Origin of the sequence: Methylobacterium platani, from assembly GCF_001653715.1 — a bacterium.
Taxonomy (GTDB): Bacteria; Pseudomonadota; Alphaproteobacteria; order Rhizobiales; family Beijerinckiaceae; genus Methylobacterium; species Methylobacterium platani.
In genome coordinates, this window is record NZ_LWHQ01000092.1 from 40707 (window position 1) to 50364 (window position 9658).

At 71.5% G+C, this 9658-nt stretch carries 8 protein-coding genes; 3 read left to right on the top strand and 5 right to left on the bottom strand.

Annotated elements, in window-relative coordinates:
• Nucleotides 1–8: 8 nt before the first annotated feature.
• From mmsA to A5481_RS31015, 3 genes are all read right to left on the bottom strand, one after another.
• Nucleotides 9–1592: a multiple monosaccharide ABC transporter ATP-binding protein gene (gene mmsA / locus A5481_RS31005; protein ID WP_048434251.1), complete on the bottom strand. Its 1584-nt coding sequence runs from the start codon at nucleotides 1590–1592 to the stop codon at nucleotides 9–11.
• Nucleotides 1592–2656, bottom strand: a complete 1065-nt coding sequence (gene chvE, locus A5481_RS31010; RefSeq protein ID WP_048434250.1) for a multiple monosaccharide ABC transporter substrate-binding protein — start codon at nucleotides 2654–2656, stop codon at nucleotides 1592–1594. Before chvE ends, mmsA begins: the two co-directional genes overlap by 1 nt.
• A 425-nt stretch (nucleotides 2657–3081) precedes the next feature.
• A complete protein-coding gene (locus A5481_RS31015; RefSeq protein ID WP_048434249.1) occupies nucleotides 3082–3840 on the bottom strand; it encodes an SDR family NAD(P)-dependent oxidoreductase in 759 nt (252 codons plus the stop codon).
• Nucleotides 3841–3974: 134 nt separating this feature from the next.
• On the opposite strand from A5481_RS31015, the gene A5481_RS31020 reads away from it, so the two are divergent.
• Genes A5481_RS31020 through A5481_RS31030 form a run of 3 tightly spaced genes read left to right on the top strand, consistent with a single transcriptional unit; the run spans nucleotide 3975 to nucleotide 6654 of the window.
• Nucleotides 3975–4757: a FadR/GntR family transcriptional regulator gene (locus tag A5481_RS31020; protein ID WP_048434248.1), complete on the top strand. Its 783-nt coding sequence runs from the start codon at nucleotides 3975–3977 to the stop codon at nucleotides 4755–4757.
• Between the two features lie 14 nt (nucleotides 4758–4771).
• On the top strand, nucleotides 4772–5782 hold the full coding sequence (locus A5481_RS31025; RefSeq protein WP_053082381.1) for an aldose epimerase family protein: 1011 nt from the start codon (nucleotides 4772–4774) through the stop codon (nucleotides 5780–5782).
• Nucleotides 5779–6654 (top strand): SMP-30/gluconolactonase/LRE family protein, encoded by an 876-nt coding sequence (locus A5481_RS31030; RefSeq protein WP_048434247.1) that lies wholly within the window; start codon nucleotides 5779–5781, stop codon nucleotides 6652–6654. The genes A5481_RS31025 and A5481_RS31030 overlap by 4 nt, the downstream gene beginning before the upstream one ends.
• A gap of 110 nt (nucleotides 6655–6764) precedes the next feature.
• Here A5481_RS31030 and A5481_RS31035 read toward each other — a convergent pair whose 3' ends face one another.
• Nucleotides 6765–8342 (bottom strand): acyl-CoA synthetase, encoded by a 1578-nt coding sequence (locus tag A5481_RS31035; protein WP_048434246.1) that lies wholly within the window; start codon nucleotides 8340–8342, stop codon nucleotides 6765–6767.
• Between the two features lie 368 nt (nucleotides 8343–8710).
• Nucleotides 8711–9391, bottom strand: coding sequence for a nitroreductase (locus A5481_RS31040; RefSeq protein ID WP_048434245.1), 681 nt, complete (start codon nucleotides 9389–9391; stop codon nucleotides 8711–8713).
• Between the last annotated feature and the right edge of the window lie 267 nt (nucleotides 9392–9658).

Genomic DNA, 9658 nt, shown 5'->3' on the forward strand with positions numbered 1-9658 from the left:
CGGTCTCACTAACCTCCCGAGGTGACGATGGCCCGCATGATCGCCTCCTGCGAGGCTTGCATCGCGGAGAGTTCGCCGACGATGCGGCCGCGGTTCATGACGAGGATGCGGTCGCACATCCCCAAGAGCTCCGGCATCTCGGACGAGATGATCAGCACGCCCTTCCCCTGCCGGGCGAGGTCGTTGATGATGGCGTAGATCTCGTACTTGGCGCCGACATCGATGCCGCGGGTCGGCTCGTCGAGGATCAGGACGTCCGGATCGGCGAAGAGCCACTTGCTCAGGACGACCTTCTGCTGGTTGCCGCCCGACAGGTTCACCGTCGCCTGGTCGATGCCCGACGAGCGGATGCGCAGGCGCTCGCGGTAGCGCTCGGCCACCGCGCGCTCGCGGTCCTCGTCGATCACGCCCCTCGCGGCGACGCCCGACAGGTTGGCGAGCGACACGTTGGTGCGGATGTCCTCGTGCAGCACGAGGCCGTAGCCCTTGCGGTCCTCGGTGGCGTAGGCGAGGCCGGCCCGGATAGCCTTCTCGACGGTTCCGAGATCCGCCGGCTCGCCGCGCAGCCGCGCCTCGCCGGCGACGCGCTGCCCGTAGGCGCCGCCGAACAGGCTCATGGCGAACTCGGTCCGCCCGGCGCCGAGCAGGCCCGCCATGCCGACGACCTCGCCGCGGCGCACGGTGAGGCTCACGTCCTCCACCGCCAGCCGGTCCGGGTGGAGCGGGTGGCGCACGCTCCAGTTCGCGACCTCCAGGAGCGGCTCGCCGACGGTGACGCCCTCCCGCGGCGGATAGCGGTGGGCGAGGTCGCGCCCGACCATGCCCTTGATGATCCGGTCCTCGTCCAGGCGCCCGTCCGGCCCCAGCATCGCCGCGCGCGCCAACGTCTCGACGCTGGCGCCGTCGCGCAGGATCGTGACGCTGTCGGCGACGCGCGCCACTTCGTTGAGCTTGTGCGAGATCAGGATCGAGGTGATGCCCTGCCGGCGGAAGGCTTCCAGCAGGGTGAGGAGCGCGGCGCTGTCGCTCTCGTTGAGCGAGGCGGTCGGCTCGTCGAGGATGAGCAGCCGCACCCGCTTCGACAACGCCTTGGCGATCTCGACGAGCTGCTGCTTGCCGATGCCGAGATCGGTGACCAGCGTCTCGGGCGCCTCGTCGAGGCCGACGCGGGCGAGCAGGTCGCGGGTGCGCGCCATGACGCGCGGCCAGTCGATCACCCCGAAGCGGGACGCCGCCTCGTTGCCGAGGAAGATGTTCTCGGCGATCGACAGGAGCGGCACCAGGGCGAGCTCCTGGTGGATGATGATGATGCCGAGCGCTTCGCTGTCGGGGATGCCGGAGAAGCGCCGCTCCTCCCCGTCGAACAGGATGCTGCCGTCGTAGGAGCCGGCGGGGTAGACCCCGCTCAGCACCTTCATCAGGGTCGACTTCCCGGCCCCGTTCTCGCCGCAGACGGCGTGGATCTCGCCGGCGCGGACGGCGAGGCTGACGTTGTCGAGCGCCTTCACGCCCGGGAACGCCTTGGTGATGCCGCGCATCTCCAGGATCGGGGACGCCTTCGGGACCACGCGCGGAGCCGGGGACGCCGCCATCACTTGACCTGCTGGGCCTTGTAGTAGCCGCTGTCGACCAGGACCTTCTGCCAGTTGGACTTGTCGACCGTCACCGGCTTGAGGAGGTAGGACGGCACGACCTTGACGCCGTTGTTGTAGGTCTTGGTGTCGTTGACCTGGACCTGGGCACCGGTCGAGATCGCATCGACCATGTCGCTCGTGACCTTGGCGAGCTCGCGGGTGTCTTTGAACACCGTCATGCTCTGGTCGCCGCGGATGATCGCCTTCACGGAGGGCAGCTCGGCGTCCTGGCCGGTGATCACCGGCATCGGCTGGTCGGGCGAGCCGTAGCCGACGCCCTTCAGCGACGAGATGATGCCGATCGAGATGCCGTCATAGGGCGACAGGACCGCGTCGAGGCGCTTGTTGCCGTAGAAGGCCGACAGCAGGTTGTCCATGCGGGCCTGGGCCGCCGCGCCGTCCCAGCGCAGGGTCGAGACCTTGTCCATCCCGAGCTGCTTGCTCGGCACGGTCAGCTTGCCGGAATCGATGTAGGGCTTCAGCACCGACATCGCGCCGTCGTAGAAGAAGTAGGCGTTGTTGTCGTCGGGCGAGCCGCCGAACAGCTCGACGGTGAACGGTCCCTTGCCGTCCTTGAGCCCGAGCTTGTCGACGATGTAGCTGCCCTGCAGCACGCCGACCTGGAAGTTGTCGAAGGTCGCGTAGTAATCGACGTTCTTCGAGCCGCGGATCAGGCGGTCGTAGGCGATGACCTTGATGCCGCGGTCGCTCGCCTGCTGCAGCACGTCCGACAGGGTGGTGCCGTCGATCGCCGCGATCACCAGCACCTTGGCGCCGGTGGCGATCATGTTCTCGATCTGCGACAGCTGGTTGGGGATCTCGTCCTCGGCGTATTGCAGGTCGGGGGTGAACCCCTTGGCCTTCAGCGCCTGGACCAGGCCCTGGCCGTCGGCGATCCAGCGCGCCGACGACTTGGTGGGCATCGACACCCCGACCTTGCCCTTCTGCTGGGCCGCGGCGGGAGTTGCGAGCATCGCGGCAGCCATCAGGGCTCCGCCGACGAGGGCGACGAACGACTTCATGGTTCCTCCCAAATCCCCGCATCTTCGTCGCGCGGGGCTGCCGGTGGTTGGCGCCCGGCAGGATCGCGTCCTGCTCATCTGCCGGGGTCGGTGTTTCTGTCGTGTGGCTGGCGGGCCGAGGCAGTGTGGTCCTTCCGCCCGGGGATCGCAGAGCGACCCGGACAGGAAACAGCGCGGGTTTCTCCTCTCCCCGCGAGCGGGGAGAGGGTCACGACCCCCTTGTCGGGGTCGTGACGAGCGGAGGCGAAGCCGGAGCGTGGGTGAGGGGGTGTGTCCGGAGGAGCCTCATCTGGAGCCCCCCTCACCCACGCCCTGCGGGCTCGCCGTGTCCCCTGGACGGTGACACGGCCCTCTTCCCGCCCGCGGGGAGAGGGGGGACCCGCGCCATGGCCGGCGGACGGACCTGTGGACGACCGCCCTCATCCTCACACCCACCCGCCATCCACGACGTAATGCTGGTTGGTGCACGCCCCCGCCTCCTCCGAGGCGAGGAACACCGCGAAGCGGGCGACGTCCGCCGGGACCAGCTTGCGCTTGAGGCACTGGCGGGCGTTGATTTCCGTATCGGATTCCGGCGTCACCCAGAGGGCGAGCTGGCGCTCGGTCATGATCCAGCCCGGCGCCAGCGCGTTGACCCGGATGTTGAAGGGGCCGAAATCCCGGGCGAGCGAGCGGGTGAGCCCGATCACGCCCGACTTGCAGGCGGTGTAGGCCGCCATGCCGCCCTGCCCGATCATCCACGAGACCGAGCCGAAATTCACGATCGCGCCGCCGCCCGTCGCCTTCATGTCGGGCAGGACGGCCTGGGCGGCGAAGAACTGGTGCTTGAGGTTCACCGCGATGCGGCCGTCCCAGTAGGCCTCCGTCACCTCCTCGGTGGCGTGGCGCTCGTCGTGGGCGGCGTTGTTCATCAGCACGTCGACCGGGCCGAAACGGTCGCGGATGCGGCCGATCGCGCCCTTCAGCGCCGGGATGTCGGTGACGTCGGCGTGCTCGAAGGCCACCGTGAGGCCCTCGCTCTCCAATTCGGAGGCCAGCGCCCGCGAGGGCTCGGCGGCGATGTCGAGGAAGCCGACCCGGGCCTGCTGCCGGGCGAAGTGCCGGACCAGCTCCGCCCCGATGCCGGACCCGCCGCCCGTCACCACCACGACCTTGCCCGCAAGGTCCGGATAGATTGCCGCCACCGCTTCCTCCCTCGAAGCCCGCCGGATCGCTCGACGCCGTGAAAATCATTTAATATGACTATTCAAGCGACCCGGCCCTTATCGCGGATTCCTGACGCGGGGGCAAGAGGCCGACGCGACCGGAGGACGCAACCGTGGATAGGATCGAGGCCGCGGCCGTTTCGCGCAAGGGTCCGGGCCACGCCCGGGTGGCGCGGGCGCTCGGCACCGACATCGTCGCCGGGCGGTTTCCCGAGGGCGCCGTGCTGCCGGGAGAGCCGGCCCTGCTCGCGGGTTTCGGCGTGTCGCGCACGGTCCTGCGCGAGGCGATCAAGACCCTGTCGGGCAAGGGCCTGGTGGAGGCGCGCACCCGGGTCGGGACGCGGGTGCGCGAGCGCGCGGCCTGGAACCTGTTCGACCGCGACGTGCTCGCCTGGTCGCTCGAGGACGGGATCGACCAGCGCTTCCTGCGCGACCTCGCCGAGATCCGCCTGGCGATCGAGCCCGCCGCGGCGGCGCTGGCGGCGGAGCGCCGGACGGAAGGCGACATCGAGCGGCTGGAGGCCTGCGTGGCGGCGATGCGCGACGCGGCCGGCCTCGACCCGGCCTTCGCGCGGGCCGACCTCGCCTTCCACCTCGCCCTCGCCGACGCCTCCGGCAACCTGTTCATGCACTCCGTCGGCGCGGTGACCGAGGCCGCCCTCGACGTGGTGTTCCGGATGAGCCGGCCGACCGACCCGCAGGCCCACGCGACCTCCTGGCGCGCCCACGCGGCGATCGCGGCGGCGATCCGCGCCGGCGACCCCGCGGCGGCGGCACGGGCGACCGAGGTGGTGGTGCGCGACGGGCTGGCGAACGGCGCCGCTGCGGTGGAGACGGGGGCGTGCCCGCCCTACCCTAACGCGAGCCCGCCCCGTGCCGGGGCGACTTCGCGATGATCGGAAGCCCATCGATGAGCGATACCGCCCCCCGCCCGGTCGGCACGATGCCGGACGGCAGCCCGATCCTGGAGGCGCGCCTCGACGGCGACGGGCTCGGGCTCGCGGTCCTGAGCCTCGGGGCGGTGATCCGCCGGCTCGACTTCCGCGGCCGCCCGATGGTGCTCGGGCGCGACGACCCGCACGACTACGTCCGCCGGACGCCGCAATGCGGCGCCATCGTCGGCCGCTTCGCCAACCGCATCGCGGGCGGGCGCTTCACCGTCGACGGCACCGCCTACGTGCTCGACCGCAACGAGGCCGGCCGCAACCACCTCCACGGCGGGGCGGACGGCTTCTCGCGCCGCAACTGGACCTTCGCGGAGGCCGGCGCCCGCGACGTGACCCTGACCTACCGGTCGCAGGACGGCGAGGAGGGCTATCCGGGGGCGCTCGCCGCGACCTGCACCTACGCGATCACCGGCCCCGGTACCCTGCGCATCACCCTGACGGCGACGACGACGAAGCCGACGCTCGTGAACCTGACAAATCACACTTACTTCAACCTGCTCCTGCCGCCCGAGGGCTTTCCGGCGCCCCGCATCGACGACCATGTGATCGAGATCCCGGCCGAGGCGTATCTCCCGGTCGACGACGGCCAGATCCCGACCGGCGAGATCGCCCCGGTCGCCGGCACGCGCTTCGACCTGCGCCGACCGGCCCGGATCGGCGGAGAGGCCTTCGACCACGCCTTCGTGCTCGGCCGCGAGACGACCCCCGAGCCGCGGCCCGTCGGCCGGGTGACGGCGCCGGGCAGCGACGTGGCTCTGACGGTGCTGGCGACCGCCCCGGCGGTGCAGTTCTACGACGGCACGAACCTGCCCAAGGCGGGCCTGGGCTACGCCGCCCGCACCGCCCTGTGCCTGGAGCCCGAGGCGTTTCCCGACGCACCGAACCACCCGGGCTTCCCGAGCGCGGTCCTGCGCCCCGGCGAGACCTACCGGCAGGTGATCGAGTACCGCTTCGCGACGGAGGAAGCCCGATGAGCGGCTGGGCCGGCATCTTCTGCGACCGCGCCTGCATCCTCGGCGAGGGTCCGGCGGCGCATCCCGGCCTCGGCCGGCTCTACTGGCTCGACATCCTCGGCCGGCACCTGTGCGAGCGGCCGTTCGCGGGCGGCGCCACGACGCTCCACGACCTGCCGGTGATGGCCTCGATGGTGGCGCGGGTCGACGACGCCACCCTGCTCCTCGGCGCCGAGGACGGGCTGTACCTGCGCGACGTCGCGAGCGGACGGATGCGCCTGCTTACGGCGCTCGAGGCCGACCGGCCCGAGACCCGCTCGAACGACGGCCGGGTCCACCCTAGCGGGGCGCTCTGGCTCGGTACGATGGGCAAGGCGGCGGAGAAGGGCCTGGGGGCGATCCACTGGTTCTTCCGCGGCGAGGTCCGGCGGCTCTTCTCCGGGCTCACCATCCCGAACGCCATCGCGTTCACGGCCGACGGCACGAGCGCGATCTTCGCCGATTCCGAGGCCGGCACGATCTGGCGCGTCGCCACCGATCCGGAGACCGGCCTGCCCGTCGGCGACCGCCGGATGTTCGTGACGATCCCCGCGTCCGAGGGCGCGCCGGACGGGGCGGTGATCGACGCCGACGGCCTGGTCTGGAACGCCCGCTGGGGCGGCGCCAGCCTCGACGCCTACGCCCCCGACGGCAGACGGGTCCGCAGCGTCGCCATGCCGGCGCGCCAGGTGACCTGCCCGGCCTTCATCGGCCCCGACGCCGACACCCTGGTGGTCACCTCGGCGACCGAAGGCCTCGACCCGGACCGGAGCGACGACCGCTTCGCCGGGCGGACCTTCACGGTCCCGGTGAAGGTGAAGGGGCGGTTCGAGCCGGCGGTACGGCTCGCGTAGCCTGTCCCGCCGCGTGCCCGTCACCGGCGCGCGGGTGCCCGCGGGACCCCTTTCCCACTCGGGAGCGAAACGCGCGCCACATCGTCAGCGGATCGGATCGAGCGCCGGCATCACTCCTGCCAGGCCAGATCGGCGTAGTGCGAGCGCAGCTCGCGCTTGAGCAGCTTGCCGGCGGTATTCCGGGGCAGGTCGTCCTGGAAGATGATCCGCTTGGGCACCTTGAACGGCGCCAGGCCGGTGCGGCAATGGGCGATCAGCGCGTCGGCCGAGGCGTCGGCCCCGGGCCGCAGGACCACCACGGCGGTCACCGCCTCAATCCATTTCGGGTGCGGCAGGGCGATCACCGCCACCTCCGAGACGCCCGGATGGGTGAACAGCACCTCCTCGACCTCGCGGCTCGCCACGATCGTGCCGCCGGTCTTGATCACGTCCTTCACCCGGTCGACGACGGTGATGTAGCCCTCCGCGTCCATGATCCCGACATCGCCGGAATGGAACCAGCCGCCGCGAAAGGCCTCGCGCGTCTCCTCCGGCTTGTCCCAGTAGCCGGCCATCAGCTGCGGCGAGCGGTGGACGATCTCGCCCCGCTCGCCGGCCGCCACGTCCTGCATGGCGTCGTCGACGATCCGGGTCTCGACGTTGAAGACCGGGCGGCCGCAGGAGGCCGGGCGGGCATCGTGCTCGTCGGGGCGCAGCACGGTCGCGAGCGGGGCGATCTCGCTCTGGCCGTAGCAATTGTAGGGCTGGGCACCGGGCAGGCGGGCGCGCAGTTCCTCCAGCACCGGCACCGGCATGATCGAGGCGCCGTAATAGACGTGGCGCAGCGACGTCAGGTCCCGCCGCGCGAAGTCGGGGGAGCGCAGCAGGCTGATCCAGACCGTCGGCGGCGCGAAGAACGAGGTCAGGCGGTGCTCCTCGATCAGCCGCAGGCAGGTCTCGGGCGCGGGGGCCTCGATCAGCACGGTCTCGGCCCCGGCGAGCAGCTGGGGCATGGTGAAGGCGTGCATCTGCGCCGTGTGGTAGAGCGGCAGCGCCGCGAGCGCCCGGTCGTGCGGCCCGAAATCGAGGGCGGTGATGCAGCTGAGATACTCGGCGATGAGCCCCCGGCTCGTCATCATGGCGCCCTTCGGCGCCGCGGTGGTGCCCGAGGTGTAGAGGAGCTGCACCACGTCCTCGTCCGCGATCGCGACCTCGACCGGCTCGGCGTCCCCCGCCGCCTCGGCCAGCCGCAGCACGTCGAGGCCGGCGCCGCCGCCGAACAGGCTTCCGAACCACGGGCGGCTCGCCTCGTCCAGCGCCTCCCGGGCGCCGGCCGCGAGGGCGGGATCGGCGATCAGGGCGCGGGCACCGGATTGCTCGACGACGTAGCGCAGCTCCCGCCCGGTCAGGGCGTAGTTCACCGGGACGTGGATGATCCCGGCCCGGGCGCAGGCGAGCCAGAGGATCAGGTAGGCGTCCGAGTTGCGGCCGAGCGCCCCGAGCCGGTCGCCCCGGGCCAGCCCCGCCTCCAGCAGGCCGCGCGCGACCCGGTCGACGGCGCGGTCGAGGCGGGCGAAGCTCCAGCGCCGGTCGGCGAAGGACAGGGCGGTGCGGTCGCGGTGGCGCCGCGCCGTGCGGCGCAGGGCGTCGGAGATCGTGTCGCGGCGGGCGCGCGCGGCCTCGTGGCCGGGGAGCGGTTCGGGTGCCATGGCCGGCGTCTCCCTCACGCCTCGCCGGACGGGGCGATGCGGGACGGAGCAGCGCCCGTCGCGCCGGGCATGACGGCGCGACCAGCCGTCCCTGGGGTGGCCATCCCTGGTCTCATGCGTTCCTCCCGCTGCGCGCGCCTGCCTGGATCGCGGCGCGCCGTCAGCCGATCGGCGTTTCCTGTCGGACCGGTTCGGTCTCGTCGTGGGCGGGGTGGAGCCTGCCCGAGCGCCCAGCCCTCGTCAACGACACGTCCTCGTCGACGACAGGCCGGGCCTCGACTTGCCTCGACTGCGGTCGGCGAGCGGCGATTCGGCCTCGTCTTCGACTTTCGTCGAAGAAGACCGGTCCACACCGTCGCCGGAACGGCTCACGCTCCGTGGAACACCGTGTAGGCTGCCACCGGCTCGCGATCGGCCCGCAGGCCGTTCACCGGCTCGTCCGGGTCGGCATGGCCCAGCGCCATCCCGCACACCACCATCTCGCTCTCCGGGATGCCGAGCTGGCGCCGCACCACGCCCGGATAGCTCGCGATCGCCGCCTGCGGGCAGGTATCGAGGCCGCGGCCGCGGGCGGCGATCATCAGGGTCTGCAGGAACATGCCGTAATCGAGCCAGCTGCCCTGCTCCATGTCGCGGTCGATGGTGAAGACGAGGCCGACGGGAGCGCCGAAGAAGGTGAAGTTGCGGCCCATCTGGCGCTTGGCGCCCTCGCGGTCGCCCTTCGCGATCCCGGCAAGGCCGTAGAGCTGCCAGCCGAGCGTCCGGCGCCGGCCGAGATAAGGATCGCGCCAGTTGACGGGATAGTATTCGTATTCCCGCGCCTCCGGCTCCTCGCCCTCGTGGGCGTCCGACAGCGCCGCGGTGAGGCGCCCGAGCGCCGCCCCGGTGACGACGTGGACCTTCCAGGGCTGGATGTTGCTGCCGCTCGGCGCCCGGCCGGCCAGCGCGATCAGCTCGCGGATCGTCGCGTCCGGCACCGGGTCCGGCCGGTAGCCCCGGACGCTGCGGCGGCTGGCGATCGCCTCGTCGACGGCGTTGCGCTCTGTCATGCGGTCGTCCTCCCGGGCCCACTCTAAGCAGATTTCGTCGAAGTGGTTACCGGTTCGGCGCCAAAAATCTGCGACAAAACAAGAGCCTACGCGGGCGAAGCGTTGGCCTGCCCACGGTCCACGACACCGCGACCTCGGCCCGACCATAAGGGCGGACGATCCTCGTGAGCCTCCCCCTTTCCCGGACGACTGAAACGACGTGGAAGGAGATCCGGGATCCAGCGGAAAAAGTGCCGCGAAGCGGCTCGATAGTCTGCAGCGTTGCAG

What these genes read in the sequence shown, in the direction of transcription:
- A5481_RS31030 (WP_048434247.1), top strand. Translation starts at nt 5,779, where the DNA reads ATGAGCGGCTGGGCCGGCATCTTCTGCGACCGCGCCTGCATCCTCGGC.
- A5481_RS31035 (WP_048434246.1), bottom strand. Translation starts at nt 8,342, where the DNA reads ATGGCACCCGAACCGCTCCCCGGCCACGAGGCCGCGCGCGCCCGCCGC.
- A5481_RS31040 (WP_048434245.1), bottom strand. Translation starts at nt 9,391, where the DNA reads ATGACAGAGCGCAACGCCGTCGACGAGGCGATCGCCAGCCGCCGCAGC.
- A5481_RS31025 (WP_053082381.1), top strand. Translation starts at nt 4,772, where the DNA reads ATGAGCGATACCGCCCCCCGCCCGGTCGGCACGATGCCGGACGGCAGC.
- chvE (WP_048434250.1), bottom strand. Translation starts at nt 2,656, where the DNA reads ATGAAGTCGTTCGTCGCCCTCGTCGGCGGAGCCCTGATGGCTGCCGCG.
- mmsA (WP_048434251.1), bottom strand. Translation starts at nt 1,592, where the DNA reads ATGGCGGCGTCCCCGGCTCCGCGCGTGGTCCCGAAGGCGTCCCCGATC.